Source organism: Leclercia sp. 29361, from assembly GCF_011290365.1.
GTDB lineage: Bacteria > Pseudomonadota > Gammaproteobacteria > Enterobacterales > Enterobacteriaceae > Enterobacter > Enterobacter tamurae.
In genome coordinates this window covers 3,536,600-3,561,457 of the sequence record NZ_CP049786.1, presented here as the reverse complement: position 1 = coordinate 3,561,457, position 24,858 = coordinate 3,536,600, and the positions used below count along the sequence as shown (strand labels likewise).

19 protein-coding genes are annotated in these 24,858 nt (G+C 54.4%); 12 read left to right on the top strand and 7 right to left on the bottom strand.

What is annotated here, in order from left to right:
- Positions 1-1,374 carry an exodeoxyribonuclease VII large subunit gene (gene xseA / locus G7090_RS17095; protein WP_166183329.1) on the bottom strand — a complete coding sequence of 458 codons (1,374 nt, stop codon included), beginning with the start codon at positions 1,372-1,374 and terminating at the stop codon, positions 1-3.
- Positions 1,375-1,533: 159 nt separating this feature from the next.
- On the opposite strand from xseA, the gene guaB reads away from it, so the two are divergent.
- From guaB to G7090_RS17060, 7 genes are all read left to right on the top strand, one after another.
- On the top strand, positions 1,534-3,000 hold the full coding sequence (gene guaB / locus G7090_RS17090; RefSeq protein WP_106994617.1) for an IMP dehydrogenase: 1,467 nt from the start codon (positions 1,534-1,536) through the stop codon (positions 2,998-3,000).
- Between the two features lie 63 nt (positions 3,001-3,063).
- On the top strand, positions 3,064-4,641 hold the full coding sequence (gene guaA, locus G7090_RS17085) for a glutamine-hydrolyzing GMP synthase (protein ID WP_106994618.1): 1,578 nt from the start codon (positions 3,064-3,066) through the stop codon (positions 4,639-4,641).
- Positions 4,642-5,395: 754 nt separating this feature from the next.
- Positions 5,396-5,953 carry a fimbrial protein gene (locus G7090_RS17080; protein ID WP_371811843.1) on the top strand — a complete coding sequence of 186 codons (558 nt, stop codon included), beginning with the start codon at positions 5,396-5,398 and terminating at the stop codon, positions 5,951-5,953.
- Between the two features lie 76 nt (positions 5,954-6,029).
- Positions 6,030-6,740: a molecular chaperone gene (locus tag G7090_RS17075; RefSeq protein ID WP_166183325.1), complete on the top strand. Its 711-nt coding sequence runs from the start codon at positions 6,030-6,032 to the stop codon at positions 6,738-6,740.
- 59 nt (positions 6,741-6,799) lie between these two features.
- Entirely contained in the window at positions 6,800-9,319 is a 2,520-nt protein-coding gene (locus G7090_RS17070) for a fimbria/pilus outer membrane usher protein (protein ID WP_166183323.1), read from the top strand.
- 15 nt (positions 9,320-9,334) lie between these two features.
- Complete coding sequence (locus G7090_RS17065; protein WP_166183321.1) at positions 9,335-10,654, top strand: fimbrial protein; 1,320 nt, start codon at positions 9,335-9,337, stop codon at positions 10,652-10,654.
- A gap of 59 nt (positions 10,655-10,713) precedes the next feature.
- Positions 10,714-11,376, top strand: a complete 663-nt coding sequence (locus G7090_RS17060; protein WP_166185412.1) for a molecular chaperone — start codon at positions 10,714-10,716, stop codon at positions 11,374-11,376.
- A gap of 60 nt (positions 11,377-11,436) precedes the next feature.
- On the opposite strand, the gene G7090_RS17055 is transcribed toward G7090_RS17060, so the two are convergent.
- Positions 11,437-11,625, bottom strand: coding sequence for a YfgG family protein (locus tag G7090_RS17055; RefSeq protein ID WP_106994624.1), 189 nt, complete (start codon positions 11,623-11,625; stop codon positions 11,437-11,439).
- 346 nt (positions 11,626-11,971) lie between these two features.
- On the opposite strand from G7090_RS17055, the gene G7090_RS17050 reads away from it, so the two are divergent.
- The gene (locus tag G7090_RS17050) at positions 11,972-14,212 is read left to right on the top strand and encodes an EAL domain-containing protein (RefSeq protein WP_166185409.1); all 2,241 of its coding nucleotides are present in this window, start codon (positions 11,972-11,974) and stop codon (positions 14,210-14,212) included.
- 7 nt (positions 14,213-14,219) lie between these two features.
- Here the strand turns inward: G7090_RS17050 and ppx are convergent, their stop codons facing one another.
- From ppx to purM, 4 genes are all read right to left on the bottom strand, one after another.
- Positions 14,220-15,761 (bottom strand): exopolyphosphatase, encoded by a 1,542-nt coding sequence (gene ppx, locus G7090_RS17045; protein ID WP_166183319.1) that lies wholly within the window; start codon positions 15,759-15,761, stop codon positions 14,220-14,222.
- Between the two features lie 3 nt (positions 15,762-15,764).
- Positions 15,765-17,825, bottom strand: a complete 2,061-nt coding sequence (ppk1, locus tag G7090_RS17040) for a polyphosphate kinase 1 (RefSeq protein WP_166183317.1) — start codon at positions 17,823-17,825, stop codon at positions 15,765-15,767.
- 201 nt (positions 17,826-18,026) lie between these two features.
- Entirely contained in the window at positions 18,027-18,668 is a 642-nt protein-coding gene (purN, locus tag G7090_RS17035; protein ID WP_166183316.1) for a phosphoribosylglycinamide formyltransferase, read from the bottom strand.
- On the bottom strand, positions 18,665-19,702 hold the full coding sequence (gene purM, locus G7090_RS17030; RefSeq protein ID WP_166183313.1) for a phosphoribosylformylglycinamidine cyclo-ligase: 1,038 nt from the start codon (positions 19,700-19,702) through the stop codon (positions 18,665-18,667). Before purM ends, purN begins: the two co-directional genes overlap by 4 nt.
- 279 nt (positions 19,703-19,981) lie before the next feature.
- Here purM and G7090_RS17025 point away from each other — a divergent pair, with 279 nt between their 5' ends.
- The 4 genes from G7090_RS17025 to G7090_RS17010 all read left to right on the top strand — a co-directional run bounded on the left by G7090_RS17025 (position 19,982) and on the right by G7090_RS17010 (position 24,461).
- Positions 19,982-21,412: a 6-phospho-beta-glucosidase gene (locus tag G7090_RS17025; protein ID WP_166183311.1), complete on the top strand. Its 1,431-nt coding sequence runs from the start codon at positions 19,982-19,984 to the stop codon at positions 21,410-21,412.
- Positions 21,413-21,660: 248 nt separating this feature from the next.
- The gene (gene upp, locus G7090_RS17020; protein WP_106994631.1) at positions 21,661-22,287 is read left to right on the top strand and encodes a uracil phosphoribosyltransferase; all 627 of its coding nucleotides are present in this window, start codon (positions 21,661-21,663) and stop codon (positions 22,285-22,287) included.
- A gap of 87 nt (positions 22,288-22,374) precedes the next feature.
- Entirely contained in the window at positions 22,375-23,664 is a 1,290-nt protein-coding gene (uraA, locus tag G7090_RS17015; RefSeq protein WP_106994632.1) for a uracil permease, read from the top strand.
- Between the two features lie 95 nt (positions 23,665-23,759).
- Complete coding sequence (locus tag G7090_RS17010) at positions 23,760-24,461, top strand: DnaA inactivator Hda (RefSeq protein ID WP_207630125.1); 702 nt, start codon at positions 23,760-23,762, stop codon at positions 24,459-24,461.
- Positions 24,462-24,494: 33 nt separating this feature from the next.
- Here G7090_RS17010 and arsC read toward each other — a convergent pair whose 3' ends face one another.
- Entirely contained in the window at positions 24,495-24,854 is a 360-nt protein-coding gene (arsC, locus tag G7090_RS17005) for an arsenate reductase (glutaredoxin) (protein WP_166183309.1), read from the bottom strand.
- Between the last annotated feature and the right edge of the window lie 4 nt (positions 24,855-24,858).

Here is a 24,858-nt window from a genome sequence, read left to right as displayed (position 1 = left end):
TCAGGCCTTTTTGCGCGCGCGGGTTTTCTTCACCGGCGTCACGCCTTTCACTTCGCTTTCCACCCAGCCGTCTGACAGCCGTGTGGTGAGCAGATCCCCGGCTTTGACCTGTTTGGTTTGCTTCAGCACGTTGCCATCGGTCACGGTCGTCACGCTGTAACCGCGCGCCAGCGTCGAGAGCGGGCTGACGGCTTCCAGATGGGTGACCGCGTTACCAAAACGCTCGCGGGTGCTGCTCAGGTGCGCGCGCAGGTTATCCGCGAGGCGATACTCCAGCTGTTGAATACGCGTTTGCGCCCGATAAATACGCGGCTGCGGGTTGTGCTGATTCAGACGTTGAGTGGTGCGCTGCTGGCGCTGGACCGCCCGTTTAAGCTGATTATCCACCGCGAGGTTCATCCGCTGGCGCAGACGTTCCAGCACGGTTTGCTGACGTGCCAGACGCAGCTGCGGATGCTGCTGCTGCAGGCGGTGATGAAGCTGGGTAAAGCGACGGGTGCGGTTGGCGAGGAAATAGTCCATCGCCATCTCCAGCCGCTGCTGGCCGTTCTGCATCTGGCGCAGCAGTTCGAGCTGATTACGGCTCACCATTTCAGCCGCGGCAGAGGGCGTGGGTGCCCGCAGGTCGGCAACAAAATCGGCAATAGTGATGTCGGTTTCATGCCCGACGGCGCTGACCACCGGGATCTGGCTGGCAAAAATCGCCCGTGCCACGCGTTCGTCGTTAAAGCTCCAGAGATCTTCCAGCGAACCACCCCCGCGCCCGACGATTAGCACATCACACTCCTGACGGGTGTTAGCAAGCTGAATGGCGCGGACAATCTGCCCTGGCGCATCGTCACCCTGTACGGCTGTCGGGTAGATGATCACCGGTAGGGAAGGGTCGCGACGTTTCAGGACGTGCAGAATGTCATGCAGCGCGGCACCGGTTTTCGAGGTGATCACCCCTACGCAGTGGGCAGGGGAGGGGAGCGGCTTTTTGTACTGCTGATCGAACAGCCCTTCTGCCGACAGGGCGGCTTTCAGCTGCTCATATTTTTGCTGCAGAAGCCCTTCACCCGCTGGCTGCATGCTCTCAACAATAATCTGATAATCACCGCGCGGCTCGTACAGGGTGATACTGGCGCGAACCAGCACCTGCTGTCCGTGCTGCGGCCTGAACGTCACCCGACGGTTGCTGTTGCGGAACATCGCGCAGCGCACCTGAGCGGTGTTGTCTTTCAGGGTGAAGTACCAGTGACCGGATGCCGGCTGGGTGAAATTAGAAATTTCTCCGCTGATCCACACCTGGCCGATTTCCTGCTCAAGCAGCAAACGGACCGTCTGGTTAAGGCGGCTGACGGTATAAATTGAGGGGGATTGAGAGGATAACATGTGAGCGGGATCAAATTCTAAATCAGCAAGTTATTCAGTCGATAGTAACCTGATAAGAGGCAATCGCAAGCATTTTTTATAAAAAAGTGTAGATGCAATCGGTTACGCTCTGTATAATGCCACGGCAATATTTAACCACCCAGGTCAGAGATATTGCCCATGCTACGTATTGCTAAAGAAGCACTGACGTTTGACGACGTCCTCCTCGTTCCCGCTCACTCCACCGTTCTGCCGAATACTGCCGACCTCAGCACGCAGTTGACTAAAACCATTCGCCTGAACATTCCTATGCTCTCCGCGGCAATGGACACCGTGACTGAAGCGCGCCTGGCTATTGCCCTGGCTCAGGAAGGCGGCATTGGCTTTATTCATAAAAACATGTCTATCGAGCGCCAGGCAGAAGAAGTTCGCCGCGTGAAGAAACATGAATCTGGCATCGTTACCGATCCACAGACCGTTCTGCCAACCACTACTCTGCACGAAGTGAAAGCCCTGACCGAGCGTAACGGCTTTGCTGGCTACCCGATTGTGACTGCCGATAACGAGCTGGTGGGCATCATCACTGGCCGTGACGTGCGTTTCGTCACCGACCTGAACCAGCCGGTCAGCGTCTATATGACCCCGAAAGAGCGTCTGGTCACCGTGCGTGAAGGCGAATCCCGCGACGTGGTGCTGGCAAAAATGCATGAAAAACGCGTTGAGAAAGCGCTGGTTGTGGATGACAGCTTCCACCTGCGCGGCATGATCACCGTTAAAGACTTCCAGAAAGCAGAACGTAAACCGAACGCCTGTAAAGACGAGCATGGCCGTTTGCGCGTGGGCGCGGCGGTTGGCGCTGGCGCAGGCAACGAAGAGCGCGTTGATGCGCTGGTTGCTGCGGGTGTTGACGTCCTGCTGATCGACTCCTCTCACGGCCACTCCGAAGGCGTGCTGCAGCGTATTCGTGAGACCCGTGCAAAATACCCTGATCTGCAGATCATCGGCGGTAACGTAGCAACTGGCGCAGGCGCTCGCGCCCTGGCTGAAGCGGGTTGCAGCGCGGTGAAAGTGGGTATCGGTCCTGGCTCCATCTGTACCACCCGTATCGTCACCGGCGTGGGCGTTCCGCAGATCACTGCGGTCTCCGACGCGGTAGAAGCGCTGGAAGGTACCGGTATTCCGGTTATCGCTGACGGCGGGATCCGTTTCTCTGGCGACATCGCCAAAGCCATCGCGGCCGGTGCCGCAGCGGTAATGGTGGGTTCCATGCTGGCCGGTACCGAAGAGTCCCCGGGCGAGATCGAACTGTTCCAGGGCCGTTCTTATAAGTCGTACCGTGGGATGGGTTCTCTGGGCGCGATGTCCAAAGGCTCTTCTGACCGTTACTTCCAGACCGACAACGCTGCCGACAAACTGGTGCCGGAAGGTATCGAAGGCCGCGTGGCCTATAAAGGCTACCTGAAAGAGATCATTCACCAGCAGATGGGCGGCCTGCGCTCCTGTATGGGTCTGACCGGCTGTGGTACCATCGACCTGCTGCGGACTAAAGCGGAATTCGTGCGTATCAGCGGCGCGGGTATTCAGGAAAGTCACGTTCACGACGTGACCATTACCAAAGAGTCCCCGAACTACCGTATGGGCTCCTGATAAGTTTCCACGCCCGGCTATATGCCGGGCGATTTTGTTTCACTTGCCTCGGAATTAGCGTCAATGACGGAAAATATTCATAAACATCGCATTCTCATTCTGGATTTCGGTTCGCAATACACTCAGCTGGTCGCTCGTCGCGTCCGTGAGCTGGGCGTTTACTGTGAGCTGTGGGCGTGGGATGTCACGGAAGCACAGATTCGCGAATTCAATCCAAGCGGTATCATCCTCTCCGGTGGTCCGGAAAGCACCACCGAAGATAACAGCCCGCGCGCGCCGCAGTATGTATTCGAAGCCGGCGTGCCGGTGTTCGGCGTCTGCTACGGCATGCAGACTATGGCGATGCAGTTGGGTGGCCACGTTGAAGGGTCTAACGAACGTGAGTTCGGCTACGCGCAGGTTGAAGTTCAGACTGAGAGCGCCCTGATCCGCGGTATCGAAGACTCCCTGACCGCCGACGGCAAAGCGCTGCTGGACGTGTGGATGAGCCACGGCGACAAAGTCACCGCCATCCCGTCTGACTTCGTGACCGTCGCCAGCACCGAAAGCTGCCCGTTCGCCATCATGGCTAACGAAGAGAAACGCTTCTACGGCGTGCAGTTCCACCCGGAAGTGACTCATACCCGTCAGGGTCTGCGCATGCTGGAGCGTTTTGTCATCGACATTTGCCAGTGTGAAGCCCTGTGGACGCCAGCAAAAATCATCGACGATGCGGTTGAGCGTATTCGCCAGCAGGTCGGTGACGACAAAGTGATCCTCGGCCTCTCCGGCGGCGTTGACTCCTCCGTGACCGCGATGCTGTTGCACCGCGCCATCGGTAAAAACCTGACCTGCGTGTTCGTGGACAACGGTCTGCTGCGCCTGAACGAAGCCCAGCAGGTGATGGACATGTTTGGTGACCACTTCGGCCTGAACATCGTTCACGTTGAAGGCGAAGAGCGTTTCCTGACCGCGCTGGCGGGTGAAAACGATCCGGAAGCGAAACGTAAAATCATCGGTCGCGTGTTCGTGGAAGTGTTCGACGAACAGGCGCTGCGTCTGGAAGACGTGAAGTGGCTGGCCCAGGGCACCATCTACCCTGACGTGATCGAATCTGCGGCATCCGCAACCGGTAAAGCACACGTTATCAAATCTCACCACAACGTGGGCGGCCTGCCGAAAGAGATGAAGATGGGTCTGGTTGAGCCGCTGCGCGAGCTGTTCAAAGACGAAGTGCGTAAGATTGGTCTGGAGCTGGGTCTGCCGTACGACATGCTCTACCGTCACCCGTTCCCGGGTCCGGGTCTGGGCGTGCGCGTGCTGGGCGAAGTGAAGAAAGAGTACTGCGACCTGCTGCGTCGTGCGGATGCGATCTTCATCGAAGAGCTGCACAAAGCTGACCTGTACAACAAAGTCAGCCAGGCGTTCACCGTGTTCCTGCCGGTTCGTTCTGTGGGTGTAATGGGCGATGGCCGCAAGTACGACTGGGTTGTCTCCCTGCGTGCGGTTGAGACCATCGACTTTATGACTGCCCACTGGGCGCACCTGCCGTATGATTTCTTAGGCCGCGTCTCTAACCGCATCATCAACGAAGTAAACGGCATTTCGCGGGTAGTGTATGACATCAGCGGGAAGCCACCCGCGACGATTGAGTGGGAATAATCTACTAATCGTACCGGGTTGTTTATAACCTGATGAACGCATAAAAGCCCTCTCATTCAGAGGGCTTTTTATTTTCTGTGAACACTTTATACGCTATGCGTTCTGTTAACGGCGGATAACATTGACTGATTTTGTGTTTAAAAAGCGTAGACAACAGCATCAATACTATAAAGCCTCATTGATATTATGAAGTAAGTAAATCAATAAAGAGAACGTAATTACCCTAAAAAATGGTTTAATTTAATATCACTATGTGAGTTTTTGATTTTAAGTATTTAATTTATGAATGAGCTAATTGTTTATATATAACTTTTCCATCAATGATTTTTTTTCTTTATAAACAGATTAAACAACTGGCGAGCGTAATTTACATAGTTGCTTGTTCTGTTTTACTGATGTTTTTTATAACGCTCGCACTTTAACTCATATAATCAATGGCTAAATTGACTTTTATTACGCTGACGATATTTTCAACGCTTTACTTTTTAAGGTTATGAAAGGAAACGCATTATAAAGTGGTGTTCGTTTTTTGATCGGATAGGGTGGGTTGTTTTGAATTTTAAAATTAATTAAGCTTATTACTCCAGTAGCTAATAACACTGCATCTGGCCTTCGTATTGCTCCTGCTACGTATTCACATATTTAGTGATGATAATGATGGGGAGAGATGGCATTAGATTTATTTAAAAATGTTTTCTGGATAATTACATCTCCATTGGAATGAAGATGTGTTTGCCTACTTAAATAAGGATATATTATGACTGGTTTAAAAAAAATTGCGTTAGCATTTACCGTAGTTGCTCTTCCATATTCTGCACTGGCTGCGCCGACGGTGACATTTGAAGGTGAAGTAACCGATCAAACCTGTTCCGTAAATATTAACGGACAAACCAGCTCTGTGGTCATGCTGCCAACAGTAGCGGCAACGGAGTTTGGTACCACTCTGGCTAACGGTCAAACTGCAGGCCTGACGCCATTTACCATCTCCCTGAGTGGTTGTAAGTCTTCGACCTCAAGCACCAATATCACCACCAAATTCCTCGGTTACGATGTTGATAGCACCACCGGAACGCTGGGTAACCGCGCCACTACGGATGCGGCTACAGGCTATGGTATTCAGTTGACTTCCTCCGGTACAGGCGGCACCCCAGTAGTGTTGTCTGGCGTAACGAGCGTACCGGGTCTGGTGCTGGCGGCTAATGCCACCACAGCAAGCTACGAGTTTGGTGCTCAATACTATGTTGTTGATGCGACTACTGCTGCCCCAGGTAAAATCAGCGCCGTTGCGGAATACACAGTAAGCTACCTGTAATTAGGTACATTCTGGTCTGGCGGAGATCGCCGGGCCAGAGTATATATTCAGCTGTAAAAGGCGTGGAGCTCGAGGGATGTACAAGCTTTTCATTTTTTCTATTCTTTTTATTTTATCAGGCATAAACACCGCGTCTGCAAGCGTCGTGATGACAGGGACCCGCGTCATTTTCCCTGAGCAAGCAAAAGAAAAAACCGTTCAATTAAGAAATCCTGATAACAAAGCTTATCTTCTTCAGATGCAGATTGACGATCATGAGGAAATTAAAGAAAAAGCTGACAGCTCATCATCGTTTATTATTACCCCACAAATATTTCGTATGGAGCCCAATTCGGGGCAATCAGTCAGAATAAAGTACATTGGCGATAACTTACCACAGGATCGCGAGACTATTTTTTATTTCAGCTTTAGCCAGCTGCCTTTACTGAAAAAAAACGAACAGGCCGCGAATCAACTGGTTCTTGCTGTGACCTCACGAGTGAAAATTTTCTATCGTCCCAAAGGCATTGCTGGTGCACCTGCCGATGCGGTGAAGGCTTTACGCTTTAGCCTGGATGGCAAGCGTATTAAGGTGAGCAATCCAACGGGGTACCATGTCGTTGTCAGAAAAGCGAGTTTACTGGTTAATGGTAGAGAAATTACCCTGGCCGATTCGACCCTGGTAGCACCGAAAAAAGAGACCGAATGGACGCCTTCTGCGTCCGTATCCCGCCTGGCAGGAAGCCAGTTACGTTTAGTGGTCGTCAATGATTACGGCGTTGATAACGTGAATACCATTAACCTCTAAATAAACGTTTTTTCAATTCTTTGCTGTATGTTAAATCATTTGGGATGGATACCAAATCAATGAAATATCCTGCAATGCTATGCTTGATATTGGCATCGGTTTCTGCCGCGCAAGCTGCCTCTGAAAACGAGCACGTAAGTACAAATAATTCGACATCGGACAACGATTACGTGTTTGATAAGGATTTATTCCGCGGGGGGCGATTTAGCGAGGAATTATTAGGGCGTTTAACCAGGCCGAACAGTATCCTGGCTGGCCAGTATAAAATGGATATTTATATTAATAGCCAGTTTTCTGAGCAATATAATATCGATTTTATTGAGCAACCCGATGGTTCAGTGAAACCCTGCCTAACGCCTGAGATGCTGACAGCAATAGGCCTGAAGAATGTGGAGAATGCCGAGGGTACCTGCAAAATGATCGAGCAGGTTGCCAAAGGGAGCAGCACCTATGTTGATGCCTCCCGTTTTCGGCTGGATTTTACTATCCCTCAGATGCTGTTGAATAAAGTGCCGCGTGGCTATGTCAATCCGCGGGAACTGGATACCGGCAGTTCGCTGGGGTTTGCCAACTATATTGCTAACTATTATCACGTCTCCTATTCAGATAATGAAATGAGGGACAGAGATTCCGTATGGGCATCGCTGAACGGTGGGCTTAATCTCGGAAGCTGGCAGTATCGTCAATTATCCAACATCAACTGGGATAAAGAGGGCGGGAGTAAATGGAATAATATCCGCAGCTATGTGCAGCGGCCCTTACCCCTTATCCAGAGCCAGCTGATGATGGGAGAATTGATCACTAACGGGCGTTTTTTTTCCGGCCTGGATTATAACGGCGTGAGCCTGTCGAGCGATGAAAGGATGCTCCCGGATTCAATGCGGGGGTATGCCCCGACAATCCGGGGCGTGGCAACGTCGAATGCGAAAGTTTCCGTGACGCAAAACGGTACGGAAATTTATCAGACCACCGTCGTTCCCGGTGCCTTTGAAATTAACGATCTGTACCCCACCAGCTATAGCGGGGATCTTATCGTGACCATTACCGAGGCCGACGGTTCTGTCAGCCATTTTAGCGTGCCGTTTTCGGCTGTTCCTGAATCCATGCGCCCGGGCATCTCGCGCTACAGCGTTGAAATAGGTAAAACGCGGGATAGCGGGGAAGAGGCACCGTTCAGCGATCTGATTTGGCAGCGCGGGATAACCAATAGCATCACGGCGAACTCGGGGCTGCGTATTTCCGATGGCTATCAGTCAGCGTTAATAGGCGGGGTGTACGGCAGTTATCTGGGGTCGTTTGGCGTGGATGCCACCTACTCCCGGGCTGATTTACCCGACGAGGGCTACACCGAGGGCTGGATGGCACACCTTGCATGGAGCAAAACGTTCCAGCCAACAAGCACGACGGTGTCCCTTGCAGGTTATCGCTATTCCACTGATGGCTATCGCGATTTCAGCGATGTACTCGGCTTACGTGAGGCATGGAAGCACGGCGAGGCGGATGACTGGCAGTCCAGCACCTATCGTCAGCTTGCGCGCTTTGATGTGTCAGTCAGTCAGAGTCTGCAGAGCTACGGCAATATTTTCCTGACCGGTTCGGCGCAAAGCTACCGCGGCGACCGGAATAAGGATATGCAGCTGCAGTTTGGCTACAGCAATACTTTCGCGTATGGCATCGCCATGAACCTGTCCGTGGGACGGCAGCGGACGGGAAGTTATAACGATGATGAAGGAAGTATGCAGACCATGACGTCCCTATCATTTTCGATTCCGTTTGGTTCAGGTCCGCGTGCGGCAGATCTGACAAACTCCTGGACCCACTCTTCTGACGGCGGCGATCAGTATCAGACCGCTGTTTCGGGGATGGTGGATGAAGCCATGACCACAAACTACAACCTGAACGTGACCCGCGATCAGGAAAACAAACAGACCACCGTCGGTGGCAACCTGCAGAAACGAACGACGTTTGCCACGCTGGGCGTGAATGCTTCGCAGGGGAAAGGATACTGGCAGGCATCGGGTAATGCGCAGGGGGCATTTGTTGCCCATTCCGGCGGCCTGACGATGGGGCCGTATCTGGGCGATACCTTTGCGCTGGTCGAGGCGAAGGGCGCCACAGGGGCAAAAATCTTTAGCTCGCAGCAGGTGGTGATCGACAGCAATGGGTATGCGTTGGTTCCGGCAGTGACACCTTATCGCTACAACCGAATTTCCCTGGACCCTCAGGGGATGGAAGGCGATGCGGAACTGGTGGACAGTGAGAAGCAGATCGCCCCGGTGGCAGGTGCTGGCGTCAAAGTGGTGTTCCGTACCCGTACCGGTACCGCGCTGCTGATCCGTACCCGCTTTAAGGATGGTCAACCGGTGCCGTTGGGGGCGGATGTGCTGGACGAAAAGGGCGATATCGTCGGGATGGCGGGTCAGGGCGGACAAATCTATGTGCGGGCTGAAAAGACCGAGGGCGAGTTAGTGGTTCGCTGGGGTGATGACGCTGAAGATAAGTGTCGTATGCCCTATAAATTTCCTGCGGCTAAACAGGGAAATGCCTTACTTAAGCTCGACGCTGTATGTGTCAATTGATTGCATGGAGGACAAATGAACAAAAGGAATACGCTGCTGGTGAAGTTATGTGCAGCACTGTTACTGCTCGGGGTGGCACTGCCATCATGGGCGACATGTAATAAAAAGAGCACCTCCTTGCAGGCAGATAGCGGGTACAGCGCGATTATCCCCTTTGGAAAAATCAATCTGCCGGACCCCTATTTTGTTCCGGTAGGAAGCTTGCTCGCGAGCACCGTTGTACCCTCGACAAACTATACAACGCTTGGCGCGACAGGGAGTACCGTCTTTTGGGAATGTGACCAGGCCGATCTACCGAACATTTATTATCTCATCGCCACCAACGGTGACGATCGGGTTGGCGGCAATGTCGATATCGGCGCACGAGACGGTCTTGATGGTGTCTACGCAACCTGGTTTGCCTATGTGGGCTTACGCCAGACCATGTCTGGTGTCGTGGTCTCTCGCTACTGGAAAAAAGTGCCTATTACCACATACGGTACCGAGGGCGGAAAGATCCAAATTCGCTTGCAGGATATTCCCCCGTTGCAGGCAGAGCTGTACCGGGTGAGTACGCTTCCCCCTGCCGGGGTCGCCTCTTTTTGTGCGGGGATCGCCTATGCCAGCTCAGCCGGAAATATGTATACCTGTACCGAGCCTAACACCTACATTCAGCTGTCAGGTGATGACAACGTCTCCTTCAGTTTTGGCCATGATAAGCCCGGCGATGACTGTGCAACGAAATATGCCTTTTGGGGATCCGATAATGGTTTTGGCTATGGTATGCGTACCGCCAATAAACTCTATTCCAACCCCACTTGTGTGGCACGTAACGTGACGCCGTTTGTCCTGTTTCCAACGATTACAGCCAATGCACTGGAAGAAGGGCAGGAGGTAACCGGGAATTTCTCTGTCCGGGTGGAGTGCAGTGACGCAATGACGTCGGGGATTAATGACAGGCAAACCGCATTGGGCTTACAGGTCTCGGATGGTGCCTACAGTGCAGCCTCAACGCTGGGGCTTGTCAACGGCAGCGGCGGGGTCAGCGCGCTGGTTTCGGATAACTATTTTGATAGCAGCATGGCAAAGGGCGTGGGTATAACCGTGGCAAACAGCAAAGAACCTGCAAAGGCGCTGACGTTTGTAGGGCAACCCGGCATCGCGACGCTGACGCCGGGTGGCAACGCCGCAGGCTGGTATCCCGTCCTGCAAGGTGCAACCAAAGACGGTAGTTCTATGGCCGGATACTCCTGGTACACTTACGATTTTATTGCCACATTGAAAAAGTTAAATGGACAGACGGTCACACCGGGTAAAGTTCATGCCACTGCCTATGTACTGGTGAAGATGCAATGATCCGTTATATGGCAGCGCTCCTGGCCTGGCTCCTCATAATACCTGCTCAGGCAGGTGTTATGGCGTCATCAACGCGGGTGGTTTATCAGGCTACCGATCGGGAAAAATCGCTGATGCTGGTTAATACCAATGATTATCCCGTCATTGTGCAAAGCTGGGTGGACGACGGCACCGGCGATCCAGATTCCGCTCATGCCCCGTTTGTGATCCTCCCCCCGGTACAGCGCGTGGCACCGAAAGGGATCCAGTCGCTGCGTATTCTTTATAATCAGGAGCCGCTTCCGACAGACCGCGAATCGGTTTTCTGGTTGAATTTATATGAAATTCCATCTGCGATTGGCAAGGTTAAAGACGAGCGGAAACTCGCGTTGGCGATGAATACCCAGCAAAAGATCTTTTACCGTCCGAAAGGGATCTCTCTGTCGTTAAAGGATGCTGTTTCCCGGTTGAGTTTTCACCTTAAGCATGACGGCGCGCAGTGGTTTATCGAATGCGTAAACCCAACACCGCTGCACATCTCATTTACCTCTATCACCTTACTGAACGGCTCATCGGAAAGCGCGGTTCAGCAGCAGCCAGACATGATGACAGCCCCTTTTAGCACCAAAAACTATGCGTTTAAGGACGTAAGCAATTTAACAAATAAGGGGACAATACGGTTTCGTTACCTGGATGATGCCGGGGAACAACATTCTGTAGAGGGCAAATTATCATCTGGTTAGGGTGTCGGCCAGGACTAAGGATGCGCGGGACACTCCTCACGTCAACATGCACTGGAACACTTAACGGTCAGGCGCTTCGACTGACAGGCTGGATTGCTGTGCCTGCTTTTTTTCCTGATGATGATGCCAGGCGCCAATAGAGGAATAAATAAAACGGCCAAGGAAAAAGGATAAACTGATTAGCAGTATGATTCGCGTCATCCGAGTGTTAAACCGATGTCGTTTTCGCATACGTGTAGCCTGACTCACTGTCGTGTTCCTGAAAATACCCTGAGGGCGATGTGCCATTAAGGCATACGGAAGCCACAGGGGTCAATTATTCGGTTTGTAAAATTCCGTCAACGATTAATTCACCTGTTGTTATGTATATTATTAATTTATTTACACCATTGATAATTCGCACAAAATTATCGTTAAAAAACGTGAATATTCTTATTCGGCAATAATATTTTTGATTTAAGTCAAATCTCGCTCGCCATGGCTTACTAAAATCTTTCCTCCTTTCGTGTTTGCGTTATTTCGTCTGCACGACAACGTCGTCAGGTTGGATGCCTGTCTGAACTGCCCCTGGATGAGTGGGTTAACTATGGCATCTATGACTATCTTTTCGTTATACAAAAAATACAAAGACCGCTGGTGGGCATTGCCCCTGATCCTGCCGATCGTTCTGCTGCCCGTTGCACGACTTGCCACGACCTATACCCAGGTTCAGGGAAATATCGTGGTGCTCTATTACATGCCATTGGCGTTTTTATTGTCGATGATGCTCTTTTACGGCATGGCGGCGGTGCCAGGCATTGTGATTGCACTTTTTGTACACTATTACCCTTTGGTGGGCGGTTACGAGACCACCGTAGCGATTGGCCATTATTTGATTCCGATAACCCTCAGCTGGGGTGGATACCGGGTTTTTGTTCCCCGCCGCAATAATGTCTCCTATGGTGACGCCCGGCTGATGGCGCAACGGATGTTCTGGCAGATGCTCTGCCCGGCCACGATTTTTCTGCTGCTGTTTCAGTTCGCCGTCTTCCTTGGGGTCTACAAAACCCGGTTTGATCTGGCGGGGATCAGCACCCCGGGGATCCGCTCGCTGATTAACTACCAGGGCTTACTGGTCGGGTGCCTGACGGGCGTGCCGTTCTGCTATCTCATCATCCGCATTCTCCGCCATCCCCGCTATCTGCGAAGCCTGCTGTCGCAGATCGTGGGCCAGGTCGATCGTAAAGTGACGGTGACGGAAGTGATTATCTGGACCGCGGCAACCGGCGCACTGCTGGCGTTGCTTCTGTGGCCGATCAACGAAAACAGCACCATTTTCAGTACCAATTACACGCTGTCGCTGCTGATGCCGGTGATGCTATGGGGATCGATGCGCTTCGGTTATAAGCTGATGTCCCTTATCTGGACGCCGGTGCTGATTATCTCTATTCACTTTTTTGACAGCTACATTCCCCGGGCACAGGGTTACGACATTCAGCTCACCATCACCACCTCCAGCTACTTGGTCTTTACCTTCGTGGTGGTTTATATGGCGATGCTGGCGACGCGCCAGCGCACGATTAACATCCGCGCCAGACGGCTGGCATTTCTCGACCCGGTGGTGCACATACCTAATCTGCGGGCGCTCAACCGCGCGCTGGGGAAAAACCCCTGGTCGGTGCTCTGCTTCCTGCGCATCCCGGAGCTGGAGGTGCTGGGGCGTAACTACGGTGTTTTGCTGCGTATCCAGTACAAACAGAAACTGGCTGCGTGGATCCATGACTATCTGCAGCCGGATGAGTGCGTGTATCAGCTGTCCGGGCACGATCTGGTGTTGCGGCTGAATACCGAGCTGCACCAGTCCCGTATTGACGAGCTGGATCTACATATCAAACGTTTTCGCTTCGTCTGGGATGGGATGCCGCTCCAGCCGCAGGTGGGGGTCAGCTACTGCTACGTGCGTTCCCCGGTGGTGCATCTTTATCTGCTTCTGGGGGAGCTGAGCACCATAGCGGATCTCTCCCTGGCGACCAATCACCCGGAAAACCTGCAGCAGCGGGGCGCCATCAATCTGCAACGCGGCCTGAAAGACAAAGTCGCGATGATGAATCGTCTGCAGCGCGCGCTGGAAAAAGATGAATTTACCCTGCTGGCGCAGCCGGTGAAGGGGATCCGCGGCGATGACTATCATGAGGTGCTGCTCCGGCTGCAAAATGATGGTGCCGAGCTGATTGCCCCCGATGAGTTTCTGCCCGTCGCGCAGGAGTTTGGCCTCTCTTCGCGAATCGATCTGCTGGTGCTGGAGAAGACGCTGCAGTTTATGGCCGATAACCGGGAGAGTCTGCCGGGACAGCGTTTTGCCATCAATCTGTCGCCATCATCCGTTTGCCGGGCACAGCTGCCGCTTGAGGTGAGCCGCATGCTGGAAACCTATGGCATTGAGAGCTGGCAGCTCATTTTTGAGATCACCGAGAGCAGCAGTTTTGGCAACGCCGGGCTGGCCATGCAGACGATGAACCAGTTGCAGCAGATGGGATGCCGGGTCGCCATTGATGATTTTGGCACCGGCTACGCCAGTTACGCCCGCTTAAAAAATGTCGATGCCGATATCCTGAAGATCGACGGCAGCTTTATTCGCAATATCGTCAGCAACAGCCTGGATTACCAGATTGTGGCCTCGATTTGCCATCTGGCGCGGATGAAGAAGATGCTGGTGGTGGCAGAATATGTCGAGAGCGAAGAGATCCGTTGCGCCGCGGAGGCGCTGGGAATTGATTACTTCCAGGGTTATTTAATCGGTAAACCCGTCAGGCTGGAGTCTTTGCTGCCGCAACAGGCGCTCGCAACGAGCGCCTGAAGGGCAATCAGGCGGCGACGTTCGGAGAGTGCTCTTCTTCAATCTTCAGGCACCAGCCGGTAACGGCGCTCCAGTACTGCTGCTCTCTTTCCAGATCCAGCAGCACCAGCGCGTTCTGGCTAAACCAGTCGTGCGGGAAGCTCAGCGTCCAGTGGTTGTCGTCCGTAGTAAGCGTCAGGGTTGGCGGCGTGGTGGTCGCCTGACGCTGGTTGTTGAGCAGCACGCCCAGACGTAACAGCTGGATCAGCGGCAGGAACTGTTTTTTCTTGAACAGCGTAAAGCGCGGCAACTCGTCCAGCTTAACGGCTTTGCGATGATAGCGTACCAGCGAGGCCATCATAGTCTGCTGCTCCTGGTTGAAGCCAGGCAGGTCGCTGTTTTGAAGAATGTAGGCCGAATGGCGGTGCATCCCGCTGTGATTGATGTTCAGCCCGACTTCGTGCAGCATCGCCGCCCACTTCAGCAGGGCCGCCAGCTGCGGATGCGCCAGTTTTGGGTTCTGGGTTTCCCACTGCTCATACATATGGGTGGTGGTTTCCAGAACCCGCTTCGCCTGCTCACGATCGATGTTGTACTGATTCGCCAGGCTCTGCGCGGTACGGCTGCGAATATCCTGGTGACGGAATCGGCCTTCCATCTCGTAGAGTACGCCTTCGCGCAGCGCGCCGTCAGACAGGCGCAGCTCACGAATGGCCAGCGCATCGAACACGCCGCACAGGATCGCCAGACCCGGCACAAACACCGCCTTGCGCTCTTCGGACAGGCCAGGCAGGCTCAGGGCATCAAAGCTCTTATGCTTGATCACCTCTTCCATCAGCATCGACAGACGCTCCGGGGTGATAAAACCGTCTTTTTCGCCCATCTCCACCAGCACTTCATGTGCGGCTTTGATCGTACCCGAGGCGCCGAGCGCCACGTTCCAGCCCTGCAGTCGGTACTGCCAGGCGAGCGACTCCAGCTTCTGCACCGCAGCCATGCGCGCACGCTGGAAGTTTTCCCGGCTGATGGTTCCACCCGGGAAGTAGAGTTGTGCAAAACTGACGCAGCCCATCCGGCGGCTTTCCACCAGATGTGGCTCAAAGTTTTCGCCAATCACCAGCTCGGTGGAGCCACCGCCGATATCGATCACCAGCTTGCGGCCTTTTTCTGGCTGAGTATGTTCCACACCCATGAAAATCAGTCGGGCTTCTTCATTCCCCGAAATGATCTCGATAGGGTAGGGGATCACCTGCTCCGCACGCTTTAAAAATTCGGTGGCGTTCGACGCCTGGCGGAGGGTGTGGGTCCCGACAATGCAGACGCTCGATGGGGTGAAACCCTGCAGGCGTTCGGCAAACAGCGACAGGCAGTTCAGCCCGCGCTCCATCGCCTCTTCGCTGAGCATGTTGTCCGGCCCCAGGCCGTCAGCCAGGTGGACGCGCTGTTTCAGCCGACCGATGATCTGCATTGCACCATCGACTTCACGGGCAATGACCATGTGGAAGCTGTTAGAGCCAAGGTCGACCGCAGCAAACTCCTGCGGTCGTGGGGTCTTATCGTTTATCGGCATAGGTTAATCGGATTGCTCGAGTGATTTGATATAGTCGTAAATCGCCAGCTGTGCCCGCACTTTACGGCGATTGCCGCGCGGCACATAGCGGTTACTCAGTTCTTTATCGATATAACGTGCTTTTACAGTATCGCTTAACAATAAGTCAATGATATCAAGAATTTGTTGCTTCAGCCGCGGGTCAAGCAGCGGCGCCGCCACTTCGATGCGGTAATCGATGTTACGCGTCATCCAGTCGGCAGAAGAGAGGTAGACGCGTTTATCGCCACCGTTCTCAAAAATATAGATGCGATCGTGTTCAAGGTAGCGGTCGACGATGCTCGTAACGCGAATATTTTCACTGATCCCCTCAAGTTCAGGGATAAGCGAGCACATGCCGCGGATTAGCAGACTGACCTGAACCCCGGAACCGGAAGCCGCATACAGGCGATCCACCAGCCCTTTATCGACCAGGTTGTTGAGCTTCAGCGTAATGCCAGCCGGCAGGCCATTCTGGGCATTGGCGATCTCTTTGTCGATCATGTCATACAGCAGGCGACGGGAGTTCTGCGGCGACACCAGCAGATAGTCGAAGCTGACCGGGCGATACGGGTTCTCAATGAAGTTAAAGACCCGGCGCACCTCGTTGGTGATGCGCGCATCGGCGGTGAGCAGCGAGTAGTCGGTATAAATTCGTGCGGTCTTCTCGTTAAAGTTGCCGGTACCGATGTGGGCATAACGCACCACGTCCTCCCCCTCTTTACGGGAGATGAGGAACAGCTTGGCGTGGATCTTCAGCCCCGGGGCCGAGAAGATGACGTGTACGCCCGCTTCGGTCAGGCGGCGGGCCCAGTGGATGTTGGCCTCTTCATCGAAGCGTGCCTGCAGCTCCACCACCACGGTCACTTTCTTGCCGTTGTGGGCGGCGTGGATCATCGCATCGATAATGCGGGAGTCTTTCGCCACGCGGTAGATGTTGATTTTGATCGCCAGCACATTGGGATCGAACGACGCCTGACGCATCAGCTCCAGCACGTGCTCAAAGGTGTGGTACGGATAGTAGAGCAGGACGTCGCGCTCGCGAATGGCGTCGAAGCCGTTGCGGAACTTATCGAACCAGATATGGCGCAGGCGCGGCAGCGGCTTGTTCACCAGATTGGCTTTGCCGACATTCGGGAAGCCGATAAAGTCTTTAAAGTTGTGATAGCGGCCGCCCGGGACGATGGAGTCGTAGCGGGAGATGGTCAGCTTTTCACGCAGCATCTCGACCATCGCGTCCGGCATATCGCGCTGATAGACGAAGCGCACCGGCTCCGCAGTCAGACGCTGCTTGAGGCTGGAGGACATCAGCTCCATCAGGCTGGCCTCCATCTCGTGCACCAGATCGTACTCGGCGTCACGGGTCATCTTCATCGAATAGGCGTTCAGGGCGTCGTAATCGAAGAAGCCCTTGAAGATGTCGTCCAGGCAGTAGCGTAGGATATTATCCAGCAGGATCATCGGCTTGCGGCGACGCGGGGTTTCCGGCGGCAGATTAACGAAGCGCGGCACCTTGTCCGACGGGATCTCCAGCAGCGCATAGCGGATGCTGTCGCCGCGAATAATCTCCACCGCCAGATAGGTGTAATCATCCTTCAGGAACTGCACCAGATCGGTTTCGCGGTTAATCAGAATGGGGGTGATGTGCTGGCGCAGATAATGTTTGAAATAGTGACGCAGCCAGCTCTGCTGGTTGACCGAGAGCTGTCGCTCGTTAATCAGGAAGATTTGATTGCGTGCCATCTCCAGCAGCAACTCGTTATACAGACTGTCAAATTCCTGATCGGCTTTCAGAACCCGGGACTGGATCTTGCCCAGCAGATGACGCGAATTGGAATTTAAACCCTGCTCTTCGCTAATGATGATTCGGCGTTTCAGCTCAGCAAAGCGAACTTTGTAGAACTCATCCAGGTTATTGGAGTAAATCCCCAGAAAACGCATGCGCTCAATCAGCGGGTTACTTTTATCCGCTGCTTCCTGAAGCACGCGCTCATTGAAGGCTAACCAGCTTAGCTCTTTCTCGATGTATAACTTTTCCTGACCCATTACTACTCACACTCCAGTTCAATCACAGGACGTGGTAAATCCGTCTCGCCTTTATTATGGCGAGCATTTCCACTATATGTCCAACTGTGTCAGAAAAGTATGACAGTTAAATTTTTTATTGAGGGATAATAACGAGTTGCCGGGCAGACGGGGCAGAGGGTGTTGTAGGCCGGGTAAGCGATAGCGCCACCCGGCAAAAGACTACTCTTCGGCCGCGTGGCCTTGCGGGGGTAACGGCGCGCCATCCAGCCAGGCGGCACCGTCGCGCATTTCAAGGCGGCCATCAACAAACCAGCTGACCACTAGCGGATAGATGGCATGCTCCTGGGCCTGAACCCGGGCGGTGACATCCTCTTCGCTGTCGCCTGCAAACACCGGCACTTTCGCCTGCAGGATCACCGGGCCACCGTCCAGTTCGTCAGTGACAAAATGGACCGAGGTGCCGTGCTCCTCGTCGCCATTATCCAGCACCTGACGGTGGGTGTGCAGGCCGGGATATTTTGGCAGCAGGGAAGGGTGGATGTTCAGCAGTCGCCCGACATAGTGCGCCACAAAGGCCGGACTGAGGATCCGCATGTAGCCCGCCAGCACCACCACGTCTGGGGCGTAGGCGTCGATCTCCTGCACCAGCTCGCGATCAAAGGCCTCGCGGCTGGCAAACTGCGAGGCACCGAGCACATGGGCGGCAATGCCTGCGTCGCGGGCGCGCTCAAGGCCGAACGCGTCGGCCTTGTTACTGAATACTGCGCGAATGGTGCCGTTGATCTTCTTCTGTTCGCAGGCATCGATGATAGCCTGCAAATTACTTCCGTTACCGGAAATGAGCACCACTATGTTTTTCATTCAATGACCACACGCTGTTCGGAATCAGATGCTTTGATGATACCGATTTTCCACGCGTTTTCATCTTTGGCCTGCAGCAGCGCCAGGGCATTGTCCACTTCGCTGGCTGGGAGAGCGATCAGCATCCCCACGCCGCAGTTGAAGGTGCGATACATTTCATGATCGCTGACGTTACCGGCATCCTGCAGCCAGTTGAACACTGCCGGCCACTGCCATGAGGATTCGTCGATTACCGCCTGGGTGTTGTCCGGCAGTACGCGCGGAATATTTTCCCAGAAGCCGCCGCCGGTGAGGTGGGCGATGGCGTGAACATCCACGTTCTCGATCAGTTCGAGGATGGATTTCACGTAGATGCGGGTGGGTTCGAGCAGATGATCGGCCAGCGGTTTGCCTTCCAGCTCGGTGGTCAGCGGATCGCAGCCACTCACTTCAACAATTTTACGCACCAGAGAGTAACCGTTGGAGTGCGGACCGCTGGAGCCCAGCGCAATCAGCACGTCACCGTCGGTCACTTTGCTGCCGTCAATGATCTCTGATTTTTCGACAACGCCCACGCAGAAGCCAGCTACGTCGTAATCTTCGCCGTGGTACATCCCCGGCATTTCAGCGGTTTCACCGCCGACCAGCGCACAGCCAGACTGCAGACAGCCTTCAGCGATACCGCTGATCACGCTGGCTGCGGTGTCAACGTCCAGCTTGCCGGTGGCGTAGTAGTCGAGGAAGAACAGCGGCTCAGCGCCCTGAACCACCAGGTCGTTCACGCACATGGCAACCAGGTCAACACCGATGGTGTCGTGGCGTTTCAGATCCATCGCCAGGCGCAGCTTGGTGCCGACGCCGTCAGTGCCCGAGACCAGAACCGGTTCGCGATATTTTTGCGGCAGCGCGCACAGTGCGCCGAATCCTCCCAGTCCACCCATGACTTCCGGGCGGCGGGTCTTTTTAACTACCCCTTTGATACGGTCAACCAGCGCATTACCTGCGTCAATATCTACACCGGCATCTTTGTAGCTGAGAGAAGTTTTGTTGGTCACGGCTCAAGTCCCCACGCGATTGCATTGCGATTGTAAGAAAAATCGGCGCAATTCTAACAGTCCAGGCAAACGTTTGCGAGCCCATTCTGCAACAGAAAAAAGGGCCCCTGAAAATCCAGCAAAAATCGCGCGCTGGCACGCAAACTTGAACCCGTTCACGAAAATGAAACCGGGTACATTCTTATACTTGCAACCCCTTCGCTGAATGCACATCATTTCACTGAAACCGGTTTCTGTACTCTTTTTTGCCGATAATAAACGCTGAATGAGGGATATCGCATGTCAGGATTCAAAGAGGGTTTTCTGTGGGGCGGCGCGGTGGCGGCGCATCAACTTGAAGGCGGCTGGGAGGAGGGCGGGAAGGGCCCGAGCGTCGCAGACGTGATGACCGCAGGCGCGCACGGCGTCCCGCGCGAGATCACCGACGGCGTGCAGCCGGGCAAAAACTACCCCAACCATGAAGCCATCGATTTCTATCACCGTTACAAAGAGGACATCCAACTCTTTGCAGAAATGGGCTTTAAATGCTTCCGCACCTCGATTGCCTGGACGCGTATTTTCCCTAAAGGCGACGAGCAGCAGCCCAACGAGGCGGGCCTGCAATTTTACGACGATCTCTTTGATGAGTGCCTGAAGCACGGCATCGAGCCGGTAATTACCCTCTCGCACTTCGAAATGCCTTATCACCTGGTGAGCGAATACGGCGGCTGGCGTAACCGCAAACTGATCGACTTCTTTGTGCGCTTTGCCAGCGTGGTGTTTACGCGTTATCAGCATAAAGTGAAGTACTGGATGACCTTCAACGAGATCAACAACCAGGCCAACTTCCACGAAGATTTTGCCCCGTTCACCAACTCCGGCCTGCACTATCAGCCGGGTGAAGATCGCGAGCCGGTGATGTTCCAGGCGGCGCACTACGAGCTGGTGGCCAGCGCCCTGGCGGTAAAGGCCGGACGTGAAATCAACCCGTCGCTGCGTATCGGCTGCATGATCGCCATGTGTCCGATTTATCCGCTGACCTGCGCTCCGGACGACATGATGATGGCGATGAACGCCATGCATCGCCGCTACTGGTTCACCGACGTGCACGTGCGTGGTGCCTATCCGCAGCATCTGCTCAACTATTTTGCCCGTCGCGGTTTCGAGCTTGATATCACCGAAGAGGACAAAGCAGCGCTGAAGCAGGGCTGTGTGGATTACATCGGCTTCAGCTATTATATGTCGTTTGCCACCAAGGCGACGGCGGATAACCCGCAGCTGGATTACGACGAGAGTAAAAGCCTGGTCTCCAACCCCTACGTGCAGAAATCGGACTGGGGCTGGCAGATTGACCCGGTGGGGCTGCGCTACTCCCTGAACTGGTTCTGGGATCACTACCAGCTGCCGCTGTTTATCGTCGAAAACGGTTTTGGTGCCATCGACGTGCTGGAGAGCGACGGCACGGTGAACGATCAGTACCGCATTGACTATCTCAGCGCCCATATCCGCGAGATGAAAAAAGCGGTGGTGGAAGATGGCGTGGATCTGATGGGCTACACCCCGTGGGGCTGTATCGATCTGGTCTCAGCCGGCACCGGCGAGATGAAAAAACGCTATGGCTTTATCTACGTCGATAAAGATAACGAAGGCAACGGCACGCTGAATCGCAGCAAGAAAAAATCCTTCGACTGGTATCAGAAGGTGATTGCCAGCAACGGCGAGTCGCTTTAATTCTGCATTGCCGGGTGGCGGCTTCGCCTTACCCGGCCTACAACCCCTGTAGGCCCGTGCAAGCGCAGCGCCGCCGGGCATAAAAACTGCCGCTTACCCCTCCGGTTTTATTTGTCTCTTTTATACTCTCTGCAGCCCGTTATTCACTTTGGTTGATCCCGGTCAAGCAAGATGGGTATGGCGTAGTCCGCAAAAAGCGGTATAATCCGGCGATTTTTTTTGTGGCTGCCACCCGAAGGAGAAAGAGAATGAAGATTGTGGAAGTGAAACACCCACTCGTTAAACACAAGCTGGGCCTGATGCGTGAGCATGACATCAGCACTAAGCGCTTTCGTGAACTGGCCTCTGAAGTTGGCAGCTTACTGACCTATGAAGCAACCTCCGATCTGGAAACTGAAACTGTCACCATTGAAGGCTGGAACGGCCCGGTACAGGTTGAGCAGATCAAAGGTAAAAAAATTACCGTTGTGCCAATCCTGCGTGCGGGTCTGGGCATGATGGAAGGCGTGCTGGAGCACGTCCCGAGCGCGCGTATCAGCGTGGTTGGTATTTATCGCGACGAAGAGACGCTGGAGCCGGTTCCGTATTTCCAGAAGCTGGTTTCCAACATCGACGAGCGTATGGCGCTGGTTGTTGACCCGATGCTGGCGACCGGTGGTTCGATGATCGCCACTATCGACCTGCTGAAAAACGCGGGCTGCAGCAGCATCAAGGTACTGGTACTGGTTGCCGCGCCGGAAGGCATCGCCGCGCTGGAAAAAGCGCACCCGGACGTGGAGCTGTACACCGCCTCTGTCGATCAGGGTCTGAACGAGCACGGGTACATTATCCCGGGTCTCGGTGATGCCGGTGATAAGATTTTTGGTACTAAGTAATCGCATAACGATAAAAAAGCCGACTTTGATAGTCGGCTTTTTTTTGAATAAAACACACACAACCAATAATACTCAGAGGAAAACACTATGACGCGCCGTGCTATCGGGGTGAGTGAAAGACCGCCGCTTTTACAGACAATCCCGCTTAGTTTGCAGCACCTGTTTGCGATGTTTGGCGCAACCGTGCTGGTGCCAATCCTGTTCCACATTAACCCGGCCACCGTGCTGCTGTTTAACGGTATCGGGACGCTGCTGTACCTCTTCATCTGTAAAGGGAAAATCCCGGCCTATCTGGGTTCAAGCTTTGCCTTTATCTCCCCGGTACTGTTGCTGCTGCCGTTGGGCTACGAAGTGGCGCTGGGCGGCTTTATCATGTGCGGCGTGCTGTTCTGTCTGGTGGCTTTCATTGTGAAAAAAGCCGGTACCGGCTGGCTGGACGTGATGTTCCCGCCTGCGGCAATGGGCGCCATTGTTGCCGTCATCGGGCTGGAGTTAGCCGGTGTCGCGGCGAACATGGCGGGCCTGCTGCCTGCCGACGGTCAGGCGCCGGATACCAAAACCATTATCATCTCGCTGGTGACCCTGGGCGTGACGATCTTTGGCTCCGTGCTGTTCCGTGGCTTTATGGCGATTATCCCGATCCTGATTGGCGTGCTGGCGGGCTATGCGCTCTCCTTCGCCATGGGCGTGGTGGATACTACACCGATCGCCCAGGCCCACTGGTTCGCGCTGCCAACCTTCTACACTCCGCGCTTTGAGTGGTTTGCCATCTTCACCATTCTGCCTGCCGCGCTGGTGGTGATTGCCGAGCACGTCGGCCACCTGGTGGTCACGGCGAACATCGTCAAGCGCGATCTGATCCGCGACCCGGGCCTGCACCGCTCGATGTTTGCCAACGGCTTCTCGACCATTATCTCCGGTTTCTTCGGCTCAACGCCAAACACCACCTACGGTGAGAACATTGGTGTGATGGCCATTACCCGCGTGTACAGCACCTGGGTTATCGGCGGCGCGGCGATTATCGCTATCCTGCTCTCCTGCGTGGGTAAACTGGCGGCAGCCATCCAGATCATCCCGGTCCCGGTGATGGGCGGCGTTTCGCTGCTGCTGTACGGGGTAATCGGTGCCTCCGGTATCCGCGTCCTGATTGAATCGAAAGTGGATTACAGCAAAGCACAGAACCTGATCCTGACCTCGGTGATCCTGATTATTGGCGTCAGCGGTGCCAAGGTGCACATTGGTGCGGCCGAGCTGAAAGGCATGGCGCTGGCAACCATCGTCGGTATTGCCCTGGCCCTGATCTTCAAACTGATCTCCGTTCTGCGCCCGGAAGAAGTGGTCCTGGACGCGGAAGAGACAGAAAAAGTCTCCCATTGATCCTCTAACCGGGCGGCCGATCCGCCCGGTTCTCTCCCCGCTTGTTCCGTGTTAAACTCTGGGCCGATTCCGAGTAAGACCTGGTTGAGGTATTTCTGAACGCACCGGCACAGCTCTCTTTGCCACTTTATCTTCCCGACGACGAAACTTTCGCGAGTTTCTGGCCGGGTGATAACCCCTCTTTACTGGCTGCACTGCAAAACGTGTTGCGCCAGGAGCACAGCGGTTACATCTATATCTGGTCACGCGAAGGCGCGGGGCGCAGCCATCTGCTGCATGCCGCCTGTGCCGAACTCTCGCAGCGCGGGGATGCGGTCGGCTATGTGCCGCTGGATAAGCGTACCTGGTTTGTGCCGGAAGTGCTCGATGGGATGGAACAGCTGTCGCTGGTCTGCATCGACAATATCGAATGCGTGGCGGGGGATGAGCTGTGGGAGATGGCGATTTTTGATCTCTACAACCGCATTCTGGAGTCCGGGAAAACCCGGCTGCTGATCACCGGCGATCGTCCACCGCGTCAGTTAAACCTGGGGCTGGCCGATCTGGCCTCTCGCCTCGACTGGGGGCAGATCTACAAATTACAGCCGCTCTCCGATGAAGATAAATTGCAGGCGTTGCAGCTGCGGGCGCGGTTGCGGGGGTTTGAACTGCCGGAAGACGTGGGACGTTTTCTGTTAAAACGGCTGGATCGCGAGATGCGTACGCTGTTTGTGACCCTCGATCAGCTGGATCGGGCATCTATCACCGCCCAGCGAAAGCTCACCATTCCCTTTGTGAAAGATATCCTCAATCTGTAGGCCCGGCGCACGCAGGCTACCGGGCCATTTTACTTACTTCACAATCTCCAGCACCTGTTCAGGTGGACGGCCAATACGTGCTTTACCGTTTGCCACCACAATCGGGCGCTCGATCAGCTTCGGATTATCCACCATCGCCTGAATTAACACCTCTTCAGTGAGCGCGCTATCAGCGAGGCCCAACGTTTTGTAAAGCTCCTCTTTCTGGCGCATTAACGCTCTGGCACTGCTCATGCCCAGCTGGCTTAACAGCGTGCGCAGGGTATCGGCATCCGGCGGCGTCTCCAGATAGAGCACCACCTGCGGCTCAACGCCGTTGGATTTCAGCAGGGCTAGTGTTTCGCGGCTCTTTGAGCAGCGAGGGTTGTGGTAGATCGTAACCGCGTCAGACATCTCT